We start from the raw sequence: 20,955 nt of genomic DNA on the forward strand, positions 1-20,955 counted from the left end.
ATGCTGACCGTTGACTTCGACCGTTTCCCGGTCGGACCTGGCGATCGCGTGCTCGACCTCGGCTGCGGGGGCGGTAGGCACGCCTTCGAGGCCTACCGTCGCGGCGCCGACGTCGTGGGCCTCGACTATTCCTTCGACGATGTGGCCGGTGTCGCCCGGATGTTCGGCGCGATGGCGCTGGAGGGCCAGGTCCCGGCCTCCGGGCGGGCCGGCGGGGTGCGCGGCGACGCCTTCGGGCTGCCGTTCGCGGACGGCACGTTCGACCGGGTCATCGCGTCCGAGATCCTCGAGCACCTGCCGGCGGACGAGAAGGCGATGGCCGAGCTGGTCCGGGTGCTGCGCCCGGGCGGGCTGGCCGCCGTCACGGTGCCGGCCTGGCTGCCGGAACGGCTGTGCTGGGCGCTCTCCTCCGGCTATCACACGGTCGAGGGCGGGCACGTGCGCATCTACCGGCGCGACGAGCTGCTGGGCCGGCTCACCGCCGCCGGGCTGGAGTACCTCGGCGGTCACAGCGCGCACGCCCTGCACGCGCCCTACTGGTGGCTGCGGTGCCTGGTCGGCGTGCACGACGACAACCATCCGGCTACGAAGCTGTACCACCGGATGCTGGTCTGGGACATGATGAAGCGCCCCCGGACGACCCGGTGGACCGAGCAGCTCCTCAACCCGGTCCTGGGCAAGAGCGTTGTGTTCTACCTGCGCAAGCCCCTGGACGTGCGCCAGCCGACGGTGGCGGTGCCCGGGCCGGCCACCGCCCAGCGTGAGGCCTTCGCGGAGACTGGCCATGGCGTCGACTGACGCGTTCGCGGCTCAGCCGTCCGCGGCGCCCCACGAGGCGACCGTGCGACCGACGGTGCCCACCAGGCGCGGCGTGCTCGCTCCCGACCGGCTGGCCGATCTGCACCCGCTGGCCCGTCCGCCCGAGACCAGCCCGTTGCTGACGGCGGCCGAGGTCCGGGCGACGGCCGACTCGATCGCCGCGATGCAGGACCCGGACGGCGCGATCCCGTGGTTCCCGGGCGGTCACACCGACGCCTGGGACCATCTCGAGTGCGCGATGGCGCTGGAGCTCGGCGGGCGCGACGACGCCGCCCAGCGGGCCTGGGACTGGCTGCTGCGCAACCAGCGCGACGACGGGTCCTGGGCGACCAGCTACATCGGCGGCGGCGTCCGGGAGAACTTCGCCGACAGCAACCAGTGCGCCTACGTCGCCACGGCCGTCTGGCACCACTGGCGACGCACCGGCGACGCTGCCTTCGTGGCCGGGATGTGGCCGGTGGTGCGCGCGGCGCTGGACTTCGTCATCGACATGCAGGCGCCCAGCGGGGTGATCTGGTGGGCCCGCGACGCCGAGGGCAAGGACTACCCGCTCGCGATGCTGACGGGCTGCTCCAGCACGCTGCACAGCCTGCGCTGCGGGCTGGGCCTTGCCGCGCTCGTCGGCGACGCGCGGCCGGACTGGGAACTGGCCGCCGGCCGGCTCGCGCACGCGTTGCGGGCCCATCCGGAGTACTTCGCGCCGACGTCGCGCTGGTCGATGGACTGGTACTACCCGGTGATCGGCGGAGCGCTGCGCGGAGCGGAAGGTCTGGAGCGCCTGCGCGGCCGCTGGGCCGAATTCGTCATCGAAGGCCTGGGAATCCGCTGCGTCTCCGACGAACCGTGGGTCACCGGCGCGGAGACCTGTGAGTTGGCGATCGCCCTGCACCTCGTCGGCGAGACCGCGGCGGCGCGCACCCTGGTCCGGGACATGCAGCACCTGCGTCACCACGACGGTGCCTACTGGACCGGCTGGCAGTTCGTGGGCGGCGCCCACTGGCCGGACGAGCGCAGCACCTGGACCGCCGCGGCCGTCATCCTGGCCGTCGACACCCTCTCCGGCGGCGTCACCGAGGCCGTCTTCCGCGGCGACGGCCTGCCCGAGCCGCTGCCCACGCTGGCGCCGGACGGCGAGGAGCTCGACGATGTCGAGGCCCTCGACCGGCTCGGCTGCGACTGCGACCCCGCACCGGTCATCGGCGCGTGGTCGAACGATGAGCTGGCCGGCCGGCTGGCCAGCTAGCGGACTCTGGGAGTACCTGGCTCGTGGATGAGACGTTGCGCCGTGCTGCGCTGGCCGCCAAGGGCTTCATGCCCGACGACGAGGGTGACGCGCTCTACGCCGCCGCGGCTGAGGTGCCGGCCGGCGGCCTGATCCTCGAGGTCGGCACCTACTGCGGCAAGTCGACGCTGTACCTGGCCGCGGCCGCGCGGGCGGCGGGCGCGCGGGTCGTGACCGTCGATCACCACCGTGGCTCCGAGGAGAACCAGGCCGGCTGGGAGCACCACGACCCGACCGTCGTCGACCCGCACACCGGCCGGATGGACACGCTGCCCTTCCTGCGCCGCAACCTCTGGGACGCCGGTGTCGAGGACGTCGTCACCGTGGTCGTCGGGCGCACCGAGGAGGTCGGCGGCTGGTGGACGACCCCGGTCGCGCTGCTGTTCATCGACGGTGGCCATGCCGAGGAGCAGGCCCAGGCCGACTACGCGGCATGGGCCCGGCACGTCGCCCCCGGCGGTGCGCTGCTCATCCACGACGTCTTCCCCGACCCCGCCGACGGTGGCCAGGCGCCGTACCACCTCTACCTGCGCGCCCTGGCCGAGGGCTTCAAGGAGCGGTCCCGCACGGGTTCGCTGCGGGTTCTCGAACGCGTCGAGTAGGCCCCGCTCCGGGCCCGCTGGTGGCTCGGGGCTGACCGGTGGCTCGGCCCGAGGGGTGGCTCGGGCCGTGTGGGTACGCTGCCGGCCGTGGGTGCGCTGGTCGAGCAGCGGGGCCCGGCACTGCCCGACCCGCGACATGTCCTGGACCACCTGAGGCAGCCCGCCAGCCGCGCGTCCCGTTCCGCGGAACGCGGAGATCGTTTGGCTGCGCGCGTGGTGGTCAGCTGGTGATCGGACCGCCGCGCGGTCGGCCATCCCGGTCCAGCCACACGTAGTTGTCGCCCACCCGGACGCCGCCGAACTCGACCGGAGCGGACGGCAGCGCGTCGCGGCCGGCGGTGTCGCAGGCGTACGGCCACTCGACGCCGGACCAGCGCGAGCTCCAGGTCGTGCACCAGCCCGTCGCGGGCGTCTCGGCGGAGACCGGCCCGCGCCCCAGGTCGAGCACGGTCGTCTCACCCCGGACCCGCAGGACGTAGCGGGTGGCGCCGGCCCGCAGGACGAAGTCGCCGCTCTGTCCTCGGGCCGCCAGACCCGCCCCGAACGCGTCCGTGAAGACCCAGGCATCCCTGGCGTCCCAGGACCAGGTGGTCTCGCCGGTCTCGAGATCGAAGCCCTCCAGCGTGACGCCGAAGTTCTCGTAGTCCGCGTTCAGCCCGGAGGTCACGGTGCCGCGGAACACACAGCGCACCGGGTGAGCCGGGTCGAACGCGATCCGGGGACAGCCGAGCGTCGCGCCGGGCCGCGTCCAGACCCGCTCACCTGTCGTCGCGCGGATTCCCACAAGAGCGTTCAGGTCCGTCTGGGCGACCGGCGCCAAACTGTCGGCGAGCAGCCCGTTGACGGGGCTGCCCACGTACACGTCACCGCGGCGCACGGAGTCCATGCCGATGAACACCACGCCGTCGGCCGTCGCGCCGAAGACCTTGGTGGCCGGCTCCTGCCAGATCATCGTCCCGTCGTCGGCGACGGCAGCCAGCGTCTCGTCGTTGCCCGACAAGACCAGATCATCGCCGACCTCGCGGGTATCGCTCCCGATCCTGAGCGGCGCCTCGAGGCGAACCCGACCGCTCCGCGCGTCAAGGACGACCTTGGACAGCGGGCCGGCGTCATCATCAGCCGCGGCGACCAGGCAGATCGCGGACCCGTTCTCGCAGACTCGCGGGGACGATGCCACCGAGAGATCTTCCCCGTAGCTCCACCGCCGCTCCCCGGTGGCCGCGTCCGCGGCTACGACCGAGACCGTGTCGTCGGCACCCGCGGGCGTCAGCCACACCACAGTCGCGCCGTTGTCGACCACCAGCGGAGTGAACTGCCCGAGGTCCCCCTCAATCCGCGAGATGCTCGCCGGGGCCGTCCAACGCGCCCGCCCGGTCGCCGGGTCCAGGGCCGCGATCCTGTCCACGAGATTCTCGTCCGTAGACGAAAAGACGAGGACCGACCCACGGGCCGCCACCGGCTTCCCGAGTGCGACCAGGTCGCTCGACCAGGCCTGCCCGACCGTCTCCGGCCCCCGGTCGCGGGTGGCAACGACGGCGACGCCGATGCCGGTGCCGATCAGGGCCAGCTGGACCACCAGCCCCGCGGTCACGGTCAGGGCCAGCCACGGCCGACGTCCCGACCGGCCTGCCGAGTTCGGGAGGTTCGGCGGGTTCGCTCCCCGCGTGGTCCGGGTAGCAGGCGTCGGGTGCGCGGCCTCCGCGGTGGGCGTGGCCTGCGCGGGTGGCGAAGCCAGGATGGCCTGCGTGGCTGGCGTCGTTGGCGGGGCCTCCGTGGTTGGCGAACCCTGGGCCGCCTGCGTGGTCGGCGAGCCCAGAGCGGCCTGGACGCGCTGCGCGGCCTCGGCCTGGCCTAACCCCGCGGGTAAGTCAGCCGTGGGCGCGGCCCACGGCTGATCGGCGCCAGGCGCGGCGGCGGTCGCCGAGAACTCCGCATCCATGCTTCCCCCGTGATCTTGTGGCTGTCGGGACGGATCGCCATCATCCAGACAATCCCCCGCAGACGCCAGCCAGTACGACAAGCGGTTGGCCCGTACCGGAAACGCCCCGCGGTCCTCTGACCAGCGCGGCGACCCGCGATCCCGGGCATCGACCAACCCAAGGTCGTCGGTGCTGACGGGTACCTGGTGCCTGACCGCTCGGTGCCCGGACGGGGTGACAGGGCCTCATGGCGCGAGATCTGGCGAAGCGATCAAAGTGACCGTGATGGTCAGTAATACCGGCAGATCAGAAGGGTGGAGACGGGGAGACTCGAACTCCCAACCCCTGCCTTGCAAAGTCGGTCCGGGGTGTCCACAGACGTCCGTGGACGTCCGGAGACCTCGGTGGACGATGTACGTGGTTCTGTCGTCGTCCACCGAGGTCCGTGCTCGTCTGCTGGCTCGGCTACACGCTTGGCTACACGCACCGGCATCGACGGAGGGGTCTCCGATCAACGAACACTGTGGGTGACGTCCGCAATCTTGACCTTGCAGTCTTGACGTAGTGTGACCATTCAGAGGCCAGCAAGATCGATTTGTGGAAGCTCTGTGGATAACCAGCCACAACTTGTTGGTGCCCTGTGGACAGATGACCACAACCTGTGGGCGAACTACACGAGTGCAACTTCCGCGAAACCGAGTGCTAGGATTACGCCAGAGCGTGACGAAACCCCGGCGCGGTGCCGGGGTTGGCACTGAACCGGGGTCCCGTCTGCATTTGGCGATGCCAGCGAGACGTTACAGGAAGAGGTCTGCCCGACGTGGCTGATCCCCTCCTTTGGTTCTGTGCCCAGGGCTCGGAACGGAGGTGATCATGTTGGCGAAGCCTGTTAAGCCGGGTACCCCGGCGCCGGCGTCCGGCCAGTACCGTCCGAAGGGCGGCGGCGCGGAGGTGACCGTCCCCAAGGGGCACCGTCTGCCTCCCACCCCCCGTCCTGGTCAGGTGTGGAAGATCGTCGACCGGACGAAGAACGCGAGCGGACGGGGCTAAAGCACGTCAACTCTGCTAGGAGCCGGAGCCTCATTCGTGAGGCTCCGGTCTCCATATCGTGCGAGGTAGGGGCTGTTGCTAGCCTTGCAAGGAGTCTTCGCCGACTCCTGTCTGTGCTCTCGTTTGGCCGCTGGTCGAGATCGCTCAACTGGCACTGCGGCTGCCCCTACCGCAATTGGTGATTTTGTGGAGGCGCGCGCTCCTTTCTCTGCGCCGTTCAGCCTCCCCACTCTCTTACTGACCTCGACTATATGAGAGCGTCAATGGCCATCGAACTCAAGATCTCGCGGGATCGACTCGACGAGCAGCTACAGATTTCGATAGCGAAGGGCTACGATATCGGCAAGTTGCCGCAAGGCTCGGCCGCCGAACGTCAGTTGCTTCTGCAGTCTTTCCGTAGCTGGGATGAATTCAACGGTAGGCTTCTAGAGCAGGCTTTTGTGCCCGTGTCCTGGCGCGAGCGGAGCCCGAGAAGCCAATATGCGGATCTTGGTGATATTACCTTCTTGTCGGTCAATGTTCTTGGCCCCGACCAGGCGCCGACATTGATTGATCTGATCAGTGAGAAGGTCCGCAAGCTGGAGTCACTAAGAGCTTCTCTCGATCTTTTCGATGAAGGAGTAGGTGTTGTGGCTGCTAGTGCCGTCGGTGGGCCGAGCGTATCGGCGCCCGCGGCCGTCGTACCTCGGGCAATATTTCTGGTGCATGGCCGGGACAACGCCGCACGTCTGCAGGTACAACGCGTTTTGGAGAAAGCCACACCGCTGGAGGTGATCGTCCTCGCCGACCAACCGAATAGTGGGCAGACGATCATAGAAAAGCTTGAGGGGCACTTCGAAAATAGTGCGTTCGCTGTGATTCTGATGACGGCCGACGACGAGGGACGCCTGAAGGGTTCCGCCGACCTGCAGTCGAGGGCTCGCCAGAATGTAATTCTGGAACTCGGTTATGCGGCGGCCAAGCTGGGGCGTCGAAACGTTGCAATTCTTTTTGAAGATGGCGTCGAGATGCCAAGTGACTTTCACGGAGTTGGCCGCACCCTGTTTGACTCGGGTAACGGGTGGATCTTGGAGATCCTTGCGGAAATGAAGGTTGCGGGTATCGAGGCCGACCTTAACAAGCTCATGCCGTAATTGTGTTCTTGGCCCATTGACGGCGACGCGCCGGGGAGCACGGCGCTCCAGCGCCGCGCGCACCCGTCGCGCGGCGCTGGCAACGTCCCTTGATCTCAAAACGAGCAATTCGGCAGCGCATCATGGTTGCGCGGCACGCATGCCGATCATCTTGGACCCTGCCGACGAGGGCTTGCCCTCCATTGGCTGTGGCGAGCGTGATCCCTTCGGTGTGCCGGCGGGCTTGTCCCTACCTCCGGGTTCTCGGCCGTGCAAGATCCGCCGTCGAGCCTTGATCCACGAACAGCCGTGCGGATCTTGCACGGTCGGGGTTCCGGTGGTAGCCCTCGGGCGTCGGCATACCGAAGTGATCACGCGGACCTGTTCTGTTCCTCCCACCCCTTTGGGAGCCGGCGGGGGGTTCGGGGGGCGAAGCCCCCTGAGGTCTTCCCGACGGAGCGCCTCTCAGAGCTGGCGGGGTGGGTCTTCGGTGACGTGGCCGCCGATGTCGGCGTAGCCGGCTGGGCCTGGGGCGGCGTAGATGACAGAGCCTTCGCCATGGTGGATGGTCATGCGGCGGCCGAGTGCGGCGGCGAGGCGCATGGCTCCGGTGCCGCAGGCTTCGTCTTCGGGGATCCCGACGCGGGCGGCGTAGGTGCGCATGCGGGCGATGCCGGCGGGTTCGTCGATCCAGGCCCACAGTTGGGTGAAGTCCTGGGTGGGGCTGAGCGGGCCGTCGAGGTCGTCGACCTCGCGCGGGTCGTCGAGGCGTTCGGCCCACCACGGCGGGGTCATCGACAAGGGTGCGCGGACCCAGACTCCGGCGGAATCGGCCCAGCTTTCGGCCTCGCGGCCGGTCGTGCGCAGGACGGACGGGTGGTGTCCGGTGAGGCGGGCGATGGTCCAGGCGGCGCCGACCGCGGCGTGTCCGGCGAACGGGATCTGGCGCGAGAGGTTGTGGATCGAGATCTCGGCCTTCTCGACGTCGTCGAGGAAGATGGTCTCGCTGTAGCCAAGGGTCTTGGCGATGGCCTGGCGCTCGTCGGGGCCGAGGTTGCCGGGGTCCTCGATGACGCCGAGCGGGTTGCCGCCGTGGCCGTGCTCGTCGCTGAACACGCGGACGACGTGTGCTGTGACCACTCGGCGTGCCTCCCCGGGTGTGGCGTTCCGGGGTCCACGATGCCCGCCGCGACGGGCGTTGTCCTGGGACTTGGCGGGTTCGCGGAAGGTTGACGAGCGGTCATGATCCGCTTGGCCGGCGCGGGCCGGCGCCAGTTAGAAGGCGGTGATCTCCTCGCGCAGGTCGGCGGCGAGCGAGATCCCGCGGTAGGGGCCGGTGGCGAGCAGGGTGGACATGCGGCCGAGGCTGCGGCGGTGCCATTCGACCCGCTGGGGTTCCGGGATCGTCAGGACGGGGCGCAGGGATTCGCGGGCGGCCTCGACGTCGCCGAGGTGTAGGCGTGACGTGGCCTGGTAGATGTGGCCGAGCAGCTCGTCGCCGACGTAGCGCTCTTCGGCTGGTCCGGTCTCGAACATCTCGATTGCGGTGGTTGCTTCCCGGTCGGAGATGCGGGCGCTGTCGCGGTCGGGGAACCAGATCAGAGCGCTCGTGCCGTAGAAGTGGACCTTCGTTCGGGGGAAGCCGAACAGGCCGACGGCGAATTCGTCGGGCTGGGCCTGGTCGGTGGCGTGCTTCGCCGCGTCGAGCGCCTTGTGGGTTCCGGCAAGGTTCCCCAGGTTCGCGTGGCACTGGGCCTGGCCGCAGACGAGACGGGCGAAAGCGGTCCCGGTCGGGCGTAGTTCCATGCCGGCGCTGATGTAGCGGGCGGCCTCGGTGTACCGGCCGTCCAGGCGGGCGATCAGGCTTTGCGTGCCGCGTGCCCAGACGGCGAGGTCGCGGTGTCCGGCGAGGTCGGCGCACAGCAGGGCCGCGCGGGCGTTCGTCATCGCGACGTTCGTCCGGCCGACGTCCATGGTGGCGTAGGCGAGGATGCCGGAGAGCTGGCCGGCGATCAGGTGCAGGTCGCGGAGCTGGTCGGGACGGTTCGGCCGGTCGATCGCGGCGAACACCCGGGCGCGGAGTGGGACGGCCTGCGACAGGATTGCCTCGGGCGCGGCCGACATGTAGTCGATAGCAAGTCGGCGGGTGTCGTCGGCGAACTGCTCGACGGTGAGCGGGTCCAGCCTGGCCATGCCGTACCGGTCCAGGAAGGCAAGCGCGTGCGAGGCGGCCGCGGTCCCCAGATCGACGTCAGCGCTCGCGACGGCCATCGCTCCGGCGGCACCGGCAAGGACGATCCGCCGGTCGGGCTTCGCGGGCTCGTCGAGCACCACGGGCGGGGCCTGCGCGGCGATGGGGCTTGCTGGCTCGGCGAGTCCGAGCAGGGCGCGCGGGATGTCTAGACCGTTCGCGAACCGCTCGTACATATCCAGGCTGGTGACCTGGCGCTTTCCCCGAAGAATGTGCGAGATGTGCGACTGCGGGACCTCGCACAGGGTGGCGATCTGGGTTTGGGTCGCGCCGGTCCACCGCTGGTAGATCTTCAGCAGAGCGCCGATATCGCGTCTGGCCAGGGCTTCTGTGACCTCGGGCCGTTGCCAGAAGTCGGGCGGGGTGACGGGGCGCGGGCTGCGTGGGGTCATGTGCGCGGCCTTCCGTGGGAGCGCTTTATCCCTGACATGCCGGTCGTGGCGCTATGCGGGAGTGTAGCCACCCTTCGTATACGCCCATAGCCCTTCCAACACGATCTGGTCGCGGAAAGGCTTCGGCCAACCCCGCCGCGGCGGCGCTCGTCGCGGCGGGGCCGGAAATGGCCTGTGAGCAGAACGGAGAGTGTCAGATGACGCGGGACCTCGTGAAAGGCCTGGCAGAAGTCGCTGAGAACGGCGAACACGGGACCGCGGCCGGCGGTGCGGTGCCCGAACGGCGGGACTCGTCGCCCGGGGTCGTCGCTACGCCGTGGGACGGCGATGATTGGGCACTCGTCGTCGGATCGGGCTCGGACCTCGCGGAGCTGTACGACGGAATCGCGGGGCTCCCGACGGGCCTGGCGTTCGTCGAAGCATTCGGCGATGTCGATCTCGTCCTGGTCTACCGGCCCGCGGGCACGGCGTCGACGTCGGCCGGCCCGCTCGACGCGCTCGTGGACCAGGCGGTGCGGCACGGCGGCACGCTCGTCGGCTCCGGCGGTCCGAACGGTCTGTCGACCGGCGAGCAGTACCGAACCTCTGCGGAACGGGCCGCGTTCGCCGCTGGGCAGGCCGACGCGCTCGGCAGGATGCGACGCGCGCTGACGGGAGAGGCCGACGCACGGCCCAACGGCCACGGTGTGCCGATCGCGTCGTAGTAACCACATCGGACAGCAGACGGGCCGGACTTCGCGGGCGACTAACCCGCGGGTCCGGCCCTCCGTCGTTCCCGGACCCGGGCCGGGTCAGGGCTCGGTGAAGTGCTTCGAGATCTCCCTGAGGTGCCGCTCGATACGCAGCGTTGAGTCAAAGATCATCTTCACGTAGTCGGACGTCTTGGGATCGGCTTCGGGCGGCTCGGCGAGCAGGACACGCAGGAGATGGTCATCGCGCCATCCGAGCGCGCGGGAGATCGCGGTCAGCGTCGAGTTCTGGACCCGGCGATCGGTCGACCCGCGCTGGAGCGCGCGAACGGTCGAAGCGGAGACCCGGGCGGCGTCCGCCAGCGCCTGCTGACCGATGCGACACGTGGCCATCCGTCGGTTGAGCGTGCGCGCGACCGCTTCCCAGTCCTCCCCCTCGACCGGCCCGCGGGCGGTGTGTGGACTGATCGGTACGTCGTTTGTCATCCCCATAGACCAAAGTGAACCCGCCTTTTAGCGTGCAAGCAAACAACATCGCTATTTATACGGTCACGTCATACACAGGCGCATAGTAGGTTGGCGAGAGGTTCATGGAGGGCGCATCGTTAGCACACACCCCAAACGCCCGGATGGTCCGGGTACGGGTACAGGAGGTGTGCACGGTGGCGATTCCTCGTCGTATTCCTATCGCGTTCGCGGATGCGTTCCCGAACGGTGCCTACGTGCTCGGTGTTGAGCAGTCCAACGACTTCGAGAAGTCCCGGCCCGGGTCGCCCCCGGTCCAGGAGCGCGACCGTGACTCGAACCTCCCCATGTGGGTCGTGCGGATCATGGACGCGGACCCGACAGCGCGGACCGCGGAACTGAAGGTGAAGATCGCGGCCGAGACAGCGCCGGTCATGCCGGACCCGATCCCGGGCACGCCGTTCCGGCCGGTCGAGCTGGTGGACGTGCTGGTGATTCCGTGGGTGGACTCGAACGGGTCGCGGCCGAAGCAGATGTTCGCGCTGCGGGCCTCGGGCCTGCGTCCGGCGCCGCCTGCTGCGGGTCGGCGGAATTCGGGGGCCGCGGCGTGAGCGGCCGTGCGGTCAAGTCGCGTACCCGGCTGTCGTCGCACCTGTCGGTGTGTGGCGGGGCGTCGGTTCACCTCAACGTCTACCCGGAGCGGTCCCCGATCCTGACCCTGACCACGGGGGATGTGTCGGTGACGATCGCGATGTCGACCACTGACCTGGACGGGACGGCGATGCAGTTCGTCCGTGAGCTCGCGGACGCGGCGGCCCGGTTCGCCGAGGACTGCGCCCGATTCGCCCTCAACGCCGACCCTGACGCCGGCCCGGCGGCGGGACCGGTCAATCCGCCGACCGGACTGGCCTCGCCCCCGTCGGTGGGTCGTTCTCGGGGTTCACGCGCCGCTTAGGCACGTTTCTTATGGGCGTCCCGGGGCCGCCGGCCTGACATAGGCGTTGGCCGTCCCGGGACCTGCCCCGGCTTTTCTTCTCTTCATTTCTTGGCCCTGGCTTTGCCCTGCCGTGAAACGGGTGGTATTTGTCATGCGCAGAATCAACGGGGATCGTCGTTTCCCGTCGCTGCCCGCACGTCACGACAAGATCCGCATTCCCCTGTGGTGGGTCGTCGTCGGCATGCTCGGCCGCCTCGCCGGCCGCTGCCTCCTTGTCGTGCTGCGGCATCCGGTCGCGGTCGGCGCGCTCGTCATCCTGACGGCGTTCTACCGCCAGACCGGCCTGCTCGGACTGGGCGCGCTCGCCGCCTTCGTCGTGCTCGTCTCGGGAGCCTGGCGGTTGGCGCATCGGGCGTCGTTTGACCGGGCGGCCTGGTGGACCTGGGGCCGGCTGCGGCTCGTGGCTGTGTATCGGCGGAAGTGGCGGCCGGCGACGTTACATTGCGGCCTGGCGATCCAGATCCCCGCGTCCAACGCCGAGACCGTGTCCTTCGACGAGTATTTCCCCCGTATCCGCGGCTTCCGTGCCTCGGTCGCGGTCGAATCGCTGCGCGTCGAGCTGCTGCCTGGCCAGACCCCGGAGCAGTGGGCGGAGCAGGCCGAGGCGCTGCGGCATGTCTACCGGGCGCGGGCGTGCCGGGTCCGCTGCGACCAGGTGGGGTTCATCTGGCTGGACTTTTACCGCCGTGACCCGCTCGACCGGCCCGTTCCCCCGGCCGATGTCGACGGACCCGATGGACCTGACGGTCTCGACCATCTTCCGATCGGCCGGCGTGAAGACGGCGGCCCTTGGCTGCTACCGCTGCGTGGATCTCACGTCCTGGTGGCCGGCGCGACGGGGTCGGGCAAGGGGTCGGTGCTGTGGTCGCTGATCCGCGCACTCGGCCCCGCCGTCGCCGCCGGGCTCGTCGAGCTGTGGGTGTGCGATCCCAAGGGCGGCATGGAGATGGCCGCGGGCGCACGGTTGTTTGCTCGGTTCGCCTACGACCTGCCCTCCATCGCCGACCTCCTCGACGACGCGGTAGCCCGGATGCAGTCCCGCGCGGACGGACTACGCGGCGTCGCCCGGCTGCACACACCGACGGTCGGTGACCCGCTGATCGTGGTCCTGGTCGACGAGATCGCCGCCCTGACGGCCTATGTGACGGACCGCGATCTCAAGCGACGACTCTCCGCGTCCCTCGGGCTGCTCCTGTCCCAAGGACGGGCGCCGGGTGTCGTCGTCGTGGCCGCGGTCCAGGACCCGCGCAAGGAGACGTTGCCGTTCCGCGACCTGTTCCCGGTCCGGGTCGCGCTGCGCCTGGTGGAAGCCGAGCAGGTCGACCTCGTCCTCGGGGCCGGTGCGCACGACAAGGGTGCCCGCTGCCAGGACATCCCGCCGAACCTGCAAGGGACCGGCTACGTCGCCGAAGACGGCGGCGGCGACCCCGTCCGCGTCCGCGCGTCCTGGCCGGACGATGCGGAGATTCGCCGGACCATCGACCGGTACAGCGCTCCGGCGGCCGGCGCGCTGGCGGTGCTGCGGCCGGTCCCACCACGCCTGGAACTGCCCGGACCCACGATCGCACCGGAGATCGCTGACATCCTGCGCGCCCGTGGGATGGGGCATCTCCTGGGCCTCGACGGACCGGCCCGGCGTCGGCGGGTGGCCTGGCCCTGGCGCAAGGCAGAAGTGCCGCGATCCCGTCCGGGCTGGCCGGCGGCGGGCTGGGTACCCGACACCGATCGACCGGTCGACGGCTGGGTGCCGGATCTCGCCGAGTACGGCGATCCCTGGGCCGAGAAGTGACCGGCGGGGGCCAGTGCGACGCCGACCGCGGATCCGCCGGCACGGGAGGTCTCAGGGAACCGCGGCCTGGGTCGCGGGCGGCTCGGATGCGGATGCCGCTGGCGCGTCAGGTGGTGGAGGCGGTCGCGGTCGAGGAGGGCGTGTGCGTGCGGCCGGTCGCGTTGCGCCGCGTCGACCTCGACACCGGGGAAACCACCATCATCCCGGCCCCCTGTGGCGCGACGTTGGCCTCGAAGTGCCCGCCGTGCGCGGAGCGGGCGCGTCGGCTGCGGATGGCGCAATGTAAATCCGGCTGGCACCTCGACGACGAACCCCTGCCCCCGCCGGACCCGCCCGACGACGAAGCCAAGCAACTCGGCCGACTCCGCGCCGACCTCGAAGCGATCCGCACCGAAGCCGAAAAGACCGGCGACACGGCCGGCGTCGCTGATGCCGACGAGATGATCGGCCAAGTCGACGAACACCTCGCCGACCTCGGCGTCCGCGGCAAGGCAGCGCCGGACGATCGGGAGCGACCCCGGCGAACGCGGTCGACTCGGCGGCGGCAGGACGCTCCGGATCTGCCCCGGCTGCCCGTCGTGAAGCGCACCATCGGCCGGACCTACAACGCACCGGACGGCACCACCTGGCGGCCGTCGATGTTCCTCACGCTGACCTGTGACACCTACGGCCGCGTGTTCCCGGATGGCACGCCCGTGGACCCGGACACCTACGACTACCGGCGGGCCGCGCGGGACGCGATCCACTTCCCGAAGCTGGTCGACCGGTTCTGGCAGAACCTGCGCCGCGCGGTCGGCTGGGAGGTGCAGTACTTCGCGGCACTCGAACCACAGCGACGCCTCGCCCCGCATCTGCATGCGGCGTTCCGCGGAACGGTCCCGCGCGTCGTCCTGCGCCAGGTCGCGGCCGCGACCTACCACCAAGTCTGGTGGCCACCCACCGACCGACCCATCTACCCGGCCGCCGGACCGGACCTGCCCGTCTGGGACGAGCAGACCGGCGGCTACCTCGACCCGGCGACCGGCGCGGAGTTGGTCTCCTGGGACCAGGCGCTCGACGCGATCGGACCCGATGACGAACCGGCACACGTCGTGCGGTTTGGGCCGCAGATCCGCGCGGACGGTGTCACCTCGAACAGCGACACCGCCGGGAAGCTCATCGGCTACCTGACCAAGTACCTCACGAAGTCACTCGATGGCTGTCACGCCATCGCGACCGACCGGCAACGTGCCCACGTCGACCGGCTGGCCGCGACGCTGCGGCACGAACCGTGCTCGCCGAGCTGCGCGAACTGGCTTCTACACGGCATCGCCCCGAAGAACGCCCGGCCCGGCCTCGTACCCGGCCGGTGCAAGGGGAAAGCCCATCGACGCGAAACGCTCGGGTTCGGCGGCCGGCGCGTCCTTGTCTCCCGGAAGTGGTCCGGCAAGACCCTCGGCGACCACAAAGCCGACCGCGTCGACTTCGTCCGCGAACAGTTGCAAGCGCTCGGCAAGCACGCCGACCCGAACAGCCCAGCAGCGCGAGCGACCGACGAGACCCGGGCTGCGCCGCGCGTCGCCTGGGAACTGGTCCGCCCCGGCGACCCGGACGCCCCACGGCGCGAGCACCTGATCCTGCACGCCGTCGCCGAACGGCAACGCTGGCGCACCCAACTCGCCGACCCCACGGCCACCGGACCGCCACTCGACAGCCCGGCCGACCGCGACAAATCCTCCGATCCGCTGCCCGCTCCTACCGAGGAGGGACCGTGACCAAGCTCCTTCTGACCCCGGCAGAAGCAGCCGACCAACTCGGCATCGGCCGATCCACCGTCTACGAACTCATGGCCGCCGGCGAGCTGGAATCGCTCTGCATCGGACGGGCGCGACGCATCCCCTACGACGCACTGGCCGCCTACATCGACCGGCTACGCGGCCAGCAGAACGGAACGGCCGCATGAAACCCACAGCGCTACAGCAGACGCGCGGGCCTCCTACCCCGGGATAGGGGCGGCGCCGGTCCATCGAACGCTGCCTAGGCCAGCGGGTCGTAGTCGCCGGCAAGCCACCGCAGGAACCGGCGCGGACGGTCGACAGAGGTCTGAACCGTCGTCGACGACTTCCCACCGGACACCAGAAGCTGCTCGTACCGCTCCAGCGCCTGCTGGAGATCGTCAAGGGTCCATCGCTCGGCCTGATCCCTGGCTGGCCTGGGCGCCTTGCGGGCGGCGTTCCATCGCTCGACGTCCTCGGCGCTCCACACCTTCCCCATGCTCAGCACGGCCACGGGCTCGGGAAACGCGGAGTCGTCGCGAAGGATCTGATGGACCCGCGACGGGCTCACGTCCAGGAGCTGCGCGATCTCCGCGGCACCCATGAGTTTGATCGTCGGCATGGTCGGATCATAGCTTGACGAGCCAGTAGCTACTGGCTACTGTAGCCGTTAGCGGCCCCGACGGGTGATGGCACACCCGCCGAGACCTAGGCCCAACCCTGATGGCACAGGAGCTGAGACCCATGCATATCTTCTCGTCCGGCGACCCCGAACTCTGGCGGACCCCCGAAACCGGCCCAGCGCTCGTCCTGGTCACCCTCCTGCCTACGGGCGAGTGCGAGGTGACGATCCACCCCGGCGCCGACGTCGAAGACGTGACCGCGGCGCTCGCGGTCGTCCCGGCCGGTGCGGTGTTCGTCGAGCACTTCAACGACGTCGAAGCGGTCCTCCTCTTCCGGCGCAACCCCGCCGGACCGCCGGCTCCCGAGATCGTTCCGTGGGTACCGGTGTCCCCGCTGGTCCCGACGGCGGCAGGCGTCTCCCGCCCGTAGCGGCATCCCTGCCTGCACCACCCCCATTTTTCTTCCGTTCCTCTGGTGGCGTTCCAAGCCGTCGGGGAGTCGGACGTGTCCAGGGTCGACCGAAGGTCGATCGCGCAAGCGACGCGATAGCGCCCTGGACGCGGCCGGCTCCCCGACGGACCCTCACACGCCAGAGAAACGGAACCCCGAACCTGCGCCCGGCAGCGATAACCGCGCTCGGCGCTTCCCTCCCGTTCTCTTCCGGCAAGGAGCTTGGACCCGCCATGCCCGAAAACACTCCGGACCCGTCCGCCAGCGACTCGGCGGACTACCACCCGACGCCGGTCGAGTTGGACAGGGCGCTCGCCGAGATGGCCCGCGTTTCGCTCCAAGGCCATTACGCATACGCCTGCGGCGCTCTGAGGTTCGTCGCGGAGGAACTCGTCACCGGCCGCGCAGACGAACACACCATTGCGGCGGCCCGTTACGCCCTCGCCCTGGCAGAGGTTGCACGCGGGGCCTCCGACCACCTGCCCGAGGTGGCCTGATGGCCGAGCAGAAGAACGAACCGGACGGCGCGGCGTCGGCGGAAGAGAAGAAGTCTCGACGCGCGCACGGCGAGGGCGGCCTGTACCAGCGGGCGAGTGACAACCGCTGGGTCGGGGTCGTCGACCTCGGCTGGATCGACGGCAAACGACGCCGTCGGACTGTGTACGGCCGGACGCAGAAGGAAGCGCGCGGCAAGATGAACGCGCTGCGCGAGGCGGCCGGCAAGGGTCAAGATCTCGCCGCGAAGCCCCAGACGGTCGCGGAGTGGCTGTCGTACTGGCTCGACGAGATCAAAGGGCATGACGGAACGCGGCCGTCGACGCTGAGCCGCTACCGATACGCGATCGACGGACACATCGTGCCTGTTCTCGGCAAGATCCGGCTGGACAAGCTGAGCCCGGCCGACGTCCGTAGGCTGCATGCGGCGCGCCGCGACTCGATGAAGCCAGCGAGCTTGGCCAAGATTCACGCCGTCCTGCGCGTAGCCCTCGCAGATGCGGAGCGCATGGACCTGGTGTCCCGCAACGTCGCGAAGTCGGTTCAACCGCCCAAGCTCGGCGACTCGGACCCGCGGGACCTGGCGGTCGAAGACGCGCGCCGATTCCTCGAAGTCGCGGCAGGCGATCGCCTCGAAGCGCTCTTCGTGGTCGCACTCACGATGGGCCTACGCCGCGGCGAGCTGCTCGGCCTGCGCTGGGATGACGTCGACCTCGACGCGGCAACCCTCCGCGTCGTCCGCTCGGCCCAGCGCGTGTCCGGCACGCTTCGGCTGGTCGACACGAAGACGAGAGGCTCACGGCGCCCGGTGCCGATCCCGGCAATGACGTTGGAAGCGCTCAAGCGGCACAGGAAGCGGCAGGACCAGGAGCGCGCCGACGCGGGCAAAGCCTGGAAAGAGAACGGCCTCGTCTTCGCGTCCACGGTCGGCACGCTGATAGAGCCGCGCAACGTCACGCGCCGAGTTCAGCAGCTCCGCGGACGGGTGAACCTGCCGACGCTCCGGCTCCACGACTTCCGCCACGCCTGCGCGAGCTTCCTCCTGGCGGCCGGCATCGAACCTCGGACCGTAATGGAGATCCTCGGTCACGCCACGATGCGCATGACCATGGAGCGCTACGGCCACGCCCTCCCCGAACGCCTGCGCGCCGCGTCCGACGCCATGGACAAGCTGATGGGCCAGCGTCTGCCGTGATTACGGATCAACTTCGGGTGTATTTTAGTACCGTCCGCTGATGCTGCGCCTTCCCCGGAGGCAGGGCTAGGTATGGGGTGTGAACCCTCGGGACCTGGGACTTAGGGAACCCCCAGCGGACGGATTTGGCGCCGGTCTGGTTCCGCATGCGCCGGGGAGTGCGGGATCGGAGAACCGTGCCCAGGCACGCCTCGCGGAGTCACACGCTGTCCCTCGTTTTGGTACTCGCGGGACAAGTGACCTGCCTCTTGGCGATCATCGTCGTCACCCTGATCGGAAGTTCGACGGCAGCCGCGACAATCGGCGGGACTTGGGCGACGACGTGCGGTGTCCTCACGATCTTCTTTCGTACCCATGCGCCCAAGGGCGGAGACTCACGCCCCAGGGATCGGGAGCCGACCAGACGGGGTGGCTCGCGCCCGCGGGATGGGGCTGCGTCCCAGCAGCCTCGGCGTACCAGCCGGGGCAGCGACGGCGGGAGATGACGGTGCTGGGCTACACGGTTGGCTACATAACGATCAAAGCGGGCATCACAGAAAGTGATACCCGCAGATCAGATGGGGTGGAGACGGGGAGACTCGAACTCCCAACCCCTGCCTTGCAAAGGCAGTGCTCTGCCAGTTGAGCTACGCCCCCGTGGGTCGCGCCCGGCGTGACCGCTGGACGGGCGCTGCCGGGTGGGCGGCGCGCCTTCCAACTGTACGGCATCGTGGCGGCTGCGGCGGTGGCGTCTGGCTGGCGATCCTGCTGTCCAGGAGCCGGTCTGGGTCGCCGTCCCGGCGAGCTGATCTCCGCGGCGCGGGCGCGGGCGGCCCCACCATGATTGCCAGTTCGGCCCTCTACCGGTTGCGGCGGGACTCCTATTGCAACCAGTCGAGGGCCGAAACGGCGATCACGTTTGACCGGGGCGGCTGCGGTCGGCCCAGGTCGGGTGTCGTTTCGCGGTCGGTCCGGCCAGCAGGGGGGAGCTGGGGGCTAGCAGCCGCCCATGCGCTTGAGCAGCGTCGCGATGGCGGGGAAGTTCGTCCAGCAGTCGGACTTGGAGCTGCTGGAGGCGGGCGCCGGGGGAGTTGGGGGCGGCCTGGCTGGTCGGGGCGGTCGGTGCCGCCGCCGCTGGCGGGGTCGGCTGCGGCTGGTGGCTGGCCGGTGCGTTGGCGCTGGAGCCGCGCGGGCGCGCGTCGGCGCGGCCGACCGACTGTGCCTGTACGGCGTTCAGGCCGGCCTGGGTAGGCGGCGGGGCGGTCGTCGGCGGCTCGATCACGGCGGGAAAGCTCCCGAAGTCGATCGTCGGAGCCTCGGTGTCGACGAACACGATCGCTTTGCCGGAGCCCGCGGGGGAGTTGCTGTTGGACAGCAGCAGTCCGGTCAGGCCGAAGAGCGTCAGCACGATGAGCACGATGGCCGCGGCGATCGTCATGCCGGACCGGGAGCGCAGGACGTACCCGTGCCGGACGACGTGGATCCACTTCCGCGCGTCTCGCTGCGGGCGCGGCCCGGGGCGGCGGGACGCGGACCCTCCGTCAGCCGCGCCGATGGCGGCCGCCCGGTCGATCTCGTTGATCTCCGCGGAGTCGTCGATCGGGAGCCGGGGGCTCGGGTCCGGCAAGGCGCCGGGCGCCAGGCCGACCACCGTGGCTTCGGGGTCGTCCTCGCCTGCGGCTTCGGGATCGCCGCCGCTGTCGAGGTCGTTGGCGTCGAGGCCCGGCTGAGCAGAATCTGACGCGGCCACGGGCGCCTCGGGGGTCCCGACGGGCGTGTCCGCGGACCGGATCGTCTCGTCGCCGGACGCCGGCGCTTCGAGGTCGCCCGCCGCCAGGGTCTGCTCGCCGTCGCCGTCGCCGTCGCCGCCGGTGGCCGCGGGCACAGGCGGCTCGGCCACCGCCACGTCGGCGGGGCCGGACCCGGCTGGCCCCGGATCGGCGACCGCAGCGCCTGAGACCACCCCTGGCGATGCCTCGGGCTCGGCCACCGCCGGCTTGCCTGCCTTCGTGAGCGAGAGGGCGGCGGGCGCAGGCTTGGTCACGTCAACCGAGGGCGCCTGGGGTGGCGCGGCAGGCTCGGACGCCGAGGCCGGGCCAACGGTCGGTGTGACCGTATTGTCCGGAATTGGCGAGTCGGTCGGCGTCGTGGTGGCGATGTGGTGAGTTCCCCGGTGGCTGTTGTCGAGGGTGCCGTCGGGTGCGGCCGGCGGGACCGCCGGCTGGCTGACCTCTTCCGCGCCCTCTGCCGGACCGGGCCGAAGTGTCTCGTCGGGGTCGACGGCGACGTAGGGGCGTGCCAGCCCGGACGCCGCGTCGGGGGTGTCTTCCCAGTCCCCGGCAGCGATTTCGCTCATCGTGACCTGCCCCTGTCGCCTACTTCTCGCACCGGTCCGCGGGGACCACCGCGCCGCGGCGGGGCTGCGAACCACTGGCTTCCGAGGTCCCACGCTTCCACATAGCGGTAGAGGTCGCCTTGCGGGCGGGTCGACCGGGTGAAGGCCGACAACAGATCACCAATCCACCATCAGCAGGGTAGCGGCAATCCGTGGCGCAGCAGGTACTGGGCGATGGGCGAATTCCGGCAGGTGGTCGCCGCGGCAACCGCGTCGTCACGCCCGGCGCCGGTCGTGGCGGTCGGCTTCGGGCCGCCGAACAGTCTCCGAGTGGTTGGAGCCGCGCTCTGGCGGGTGGCCAGGGCCGCCGACGTGGTGGCCAGCGACGCCGACGCCGCGGCGGGCGTCGGGGCGGGGGTGGCCTCCTGGGCCGCGACTATCGACGCGGGCGTGGCCAGGCTGGTCTGCGGCTTCCCGGAGGCGACCGTCTGGGTCGTGTCCAGGGCCGGGTTGCGGGCGAACAGGATGACCGCCACGACGATGATGACGCCGGTCAACGCGAAGCCGGCCAGTGCGGCCAGCGGGAACCGGCCGGCGGGCCTGGAGGCTGGCGCGTCCACGCGGTGGCGCCACGTGAACCGGTCCGTGACGTCCTCGGGTAAGCGATCGTGGCTGAGCGGCATCCTGATGGGCATCGCTGTGGCGTCCGCCTTTGCTGTCTCGGTCACCTGGGCGTCTGGAGGATCTGTCGGGGCT

At 70.1% G+C, this 20,955-nt stretch carries 20 protein-coding genes and 1 tRNA gene; 13 read left to right on the forward strand and 8 right to left on the reverse strand.

Annotation, left to right across the window (positions count from 1 at the left end):
* The 3 genes from FRAEUI1C_RS00055 to FRAEUI1C_RS00065 are packed head-to-tail and all read left to right on the forward strand — an operon-like array spanning position 1 to position 2,703.
* Positions 1 to 798: a class I SAM-dependent methyltransferase gene (locus FRAEUI1C_RS00055; protein ID WP_013421220.1), complete on the forward strand. Its 798-nt coding sequence runs from the start codon at positions 1 to 3 to the stop codon at positions 796 to 798.
* On the forward strand, positions 785 to 2,062 hold the full coding sequence (locus tag FRAEUI1C_RS00060; RefSeq protein WP_013421221.1) for a prenyltransferase/squalene oxidase repeat-containing protein: 1,278 nt from the start codon (positions 785 to 787) through the stop codon (positions 2,060 to 2,062). Before FRAEUI1C_RS00055 ends, FRAEUI1C_RS00060 begins: the two co-directional genes overlap by 14 nt.
* 23 nt (positions 2,063 to 2,085) lie before the next feature.
* On the forward strand, positions 2,086 to 2,703 hold the full coding sequence (locus tag FRAEUI1C_RS00065) for a class I SAM-dependent methyltransferase (RefSeq protein WP_013421222.1): 618 nt from the start codon (positions 2,086 to 2,088) through the stop codon (positions 2,701 to 2,703).
* 220 nt (positions 2,704 to 2,923) lie between these two features.
* Here FRAEUI1C_RS00065 and FRAEUI1C_RS00070 read toward each other — a convergent pair whose 3' ends face one another.
* A complete protein-coding gene (locus tag FRAEUI1C_RS00070; RefSeq protein WP_041258605.1) occupies positions 2,924 to 4,294 on the reverse strand; it encodes an outer membrane protein assembly factor BamB family protein in 1,371 nt (456 codons plus the stop codon).
* Between the two features lie 1,641 nt (positions 4,295 to 5,935).
* Between FRAEUI1C_RS00070 and FRAEUI1C_RS37310 the strand changes: the two genes are divergently transcribed.
* Entirely contained in the window at positions 5,936 to 6,805 is an 870-nt protein-coding gene (locus tag FRAEUI1C_RS37310) for a TIR domain-containing protein (RefSeq protein ID WP_013421225.1), read from the forward strand.
* Between the two features lie 444 nt (positions 6,806 to 7,249).
* Here the strand turns inward: FRAEUI1C_RS37310 and FRAEUI1C_RS00080 are convergent, their stop codons facing one another.
* Both FRAEUI1C_RS00080 and FRAEUI1C_RS00085 read right to left on the reverse strand, forming a co-directional pair.
* Entirely contained in the window at positions 7,250 to 7,924 is a 675-nt protein-coding gene (locus FRAEUI1C_RS00080) for a PhzF family phenazine biosynthesis protein (RefSeq protein ID WP_013421226.1), read from the reverse strand.
* A gap of 135 nt (positions 7,925 to 8,059) precedes the next feature.
* Positions 8,060 to 9,427, reverse strand: a complete 1,368-nt coding sequence (locus tag FRAEUI1C_RS00085; RefSeq protein WP_013421227.1) for a helix-turn-helix domain-containing protein — start codon at positions 9,425 to 9,427, stop codon at positions 8,060 to 8,062.
* A 53-nt stretch (positions 9,428 to 9,480) separates the two neighbouring features.
* Here FRAEUI1C_RS00085 and FRAEUI1C_RS00090 point away from each other — a divergent pair, with 53 nt between their 5' ends.
* Entirely contained in the window at positions 9,481 to 10,131 is a 651-nt protein-coding gene (locus tag FRAEUI1C_RS00090; RefSeq protein ID WP_232425244.1) for a hypothetical protein, read from the forward strand.
* Positions 10,132 to 10,218: 87 nt separating this feature from the next.
* Here the strand turns inward: FRAEUI1C_RS00090 and FRAEUI1C_RS00095 are convergent, their stop codons facing one another.
* On the reverse strand, positions 10,219 to 10,602 hold the full coding sequence (locus tag FRAEUI1C_RS00095; protein ID WP_232425245.1) for a helix-turn-helix domain-containing protein: 384 nt from the start codon (positions 10,600 to 10,602) through the stop codon (positions 10,219 to 10,221).
* A 176-nt stretch (positions 10,603 to 10,778) separates the two neighbouring features.
* On the opposite strand from FRAEUI1C_RS00095, the gene FRAEUI1C_RS00100 reads away from it, so the two are divergent.
* The 5 genes from FRAEUI1C_RS00100 to FRAEUI1C_RS00120 all read left to right on the forward strand — a co-directional run bounded on the left by FRAEUI1C_RS00100 (position 10,779) and on the right by FRAEUI1C_RS00120 (position 15,309).
* A complete protein-coding gene (locus FRAEUI1C_RS00100; protein WP_013421230.1) occupies positions 10,779 to 11,192 on the forward strand; it encodes a hypothetical protein in 414 nt (137 codons plus the stop codon).
* Positions 11,189 to 11,536 (forward strand): hypothetical protein, encoded by a 348-nt coding sequence (locus tag FRAEUI1C_RS00105; RefSeq protein WP_013421231.1) that lies wholly within the window; start codon positions 11,189 to 11,191, stop codon positions 11,534 to 11,536. The genes FRAEUI1C_RS00100 and FRAEUI1C_RS00105 overlap by 4 nt, the downstream gene beginning before the upstream one ends.
* A gap of 133 nt (positions 11,537 to 11,669) precedes the next feature.
* Complete coding sequence (locus tag FRAEUI1C_RS00110; RefSeq protein WP_013421232.1) at positions 11,670 to 13,367, forward strand: FtsK/SpoIIIE domain-containing protein; 1,698 nt, start codon at positions 11,670 to 11,672, stop codon at positions 13,365 to 13,367.
* Positions 13,368 to 13,453: 86 nt separating this feature from the next.
* Positions 13,454 to 15,121, forward strand: coding sequence for a replication initiator (locus tag FRAEUI1C_RS00115; protein WP_013421233.1), 1,668 nt, complete (start codon positions 13,454 to 13,456; stop codon positions 15,119 to 15,121).
* Positions 15,118 to 15,309, forward strand: a complete 192-nt coding sequence (locus FRAEUI1C_RS00120; RefSeq protein WP_013421234.1) for a helix-turn-helix domain-containing protein — start codon at positions 15,118 to 15,120, stop codon at positions 15,307 to 15,309. Before FRAEUI1C_RS00115 ends, FRAEUI1C_RS00120 begins: the two co-directional genes overlap by 4 nt.
* 74 nt (positions 15,310 to 15,383) lie before the next feature.
* On the opposite strand, the gene FRAEUI1C_RS00125 is transcribed toward FRAEUI1C_RS00120, so the two are convergent.
* Positions 15,384 to 15,743: a helix-turn-helix transcriptional regulator gene (locus FRAEUI1C_RS00125; protein ID WP_013421235.1), complete on the reverse strand. Its 360-nt coding sequence runs from the start codon at positions 15,741 to 15,743 to the stop codon at positions 15,384 to 15,386.
* A gap of 122 nt (positions 15,744 to 15,865) precedes the next feature.
* On the opposite strand from FRAEUI1C_RS00125, the gene FRAEUI1C_RS00130 reads away from it, so the two are divergent.
* From FRAEUI1C_RS00130 to FRAEUI1C_RS00140, 3 genes are all read left to right on the forward strand, one after another.
* Positions 15,866 to 16,174, forward strand: coding sequence for a hypothetical protein (locus FRAEUI1C_RS00130; RefSeq protein ID WP_013421236.1), 309 nt, complete (start codon positions 15,866 to 15,868; stop codon positions 16,172 to 16,174).
* Between the two features lie 254 nt (positions 16,175 to 16,428).
* Entirely contained in the window at positions 16,429 to 16,692 is a 264-nt protein-coding gene (locus FRAEUI1C_RS00135) for a hypothetical protein (protein WP_013421237.1), read from the forward strand.
* Positions 16,692 to 17,885 (forward strand): tyrosine-type recombinase/integrase, encoded by a 1,194-nt coding sequence (locus FRAEUI1C_RS00140; protein ID WP_013421238.1) that lies wholly within the window; start codon positions 16,692 to 16,694, stop codon positions 17,883 to 17,885. The genes FRAEUI1C_RS00135 and FRAEUI1C_RS00140 overlap by 1 nt, the downstream gene beginning before the upstream one ends.
* Positions 17,886 to 18,448: 563 nt before the next feature.
* Here the strand turns inward: FRAEUI1C_RS00140 and FRAEUI1C_RS00145 are convergent.
* The 3 genes from FRAEUI1C_RS00145 to FRAEUI1C_RS00155 all read right to left on the reverse strand — a co-directional run bounded on the left by FRAEUI1C_RS00145 (position 18,449) and on the right by FRAEUI1C_RS00155 (position 20,927).
* Positions 18,449 to 18,521, reverse strand: a tRNA-Ala gene (locus FRAEUI1C_RS00145).
* Positions 18,522 to 18,777: 256 nt separating this feature from the next.
* A complete protein-coding gene (locus FRAEUI1C_RS00150) occupies positions 18,778 to 20,220 on the reverse strand; it encodes a hypothetical protein (protein ID WP_013421239.1) in 1,443 nt (480 codons plus the stop codon).
* Positions 20,221 to 20,390: 170 nt separating this feature from the next.
* Positions 20,391 to 20,927 carry a GtrA domain-containing protein gene (locus FRAEUI1C_RS00155; protein ID WP_157734756.1) on the reverse strand — a complete coding sequence of 179 codons (537 nt, stop codon included), beginning with the start codon at positions 20,925 to 20,927 and terminating at the stop codon, positions 20,391 to 20,393.
* Between the last annotated feature and the right edge of the window lie 28 nt (positions 20,928 to 20,955).

Origin of the sequence: Pseudofrankia inefficax, assembly GCF_000166135.1 — a bacterium.
Classification (GTDB): domain Bacteria; phylum Actinomycetota; class Actinomycetes; order Frankiales; family Frankiaceae; genus Pseudofrankia; species Pseudofrankia inefficax.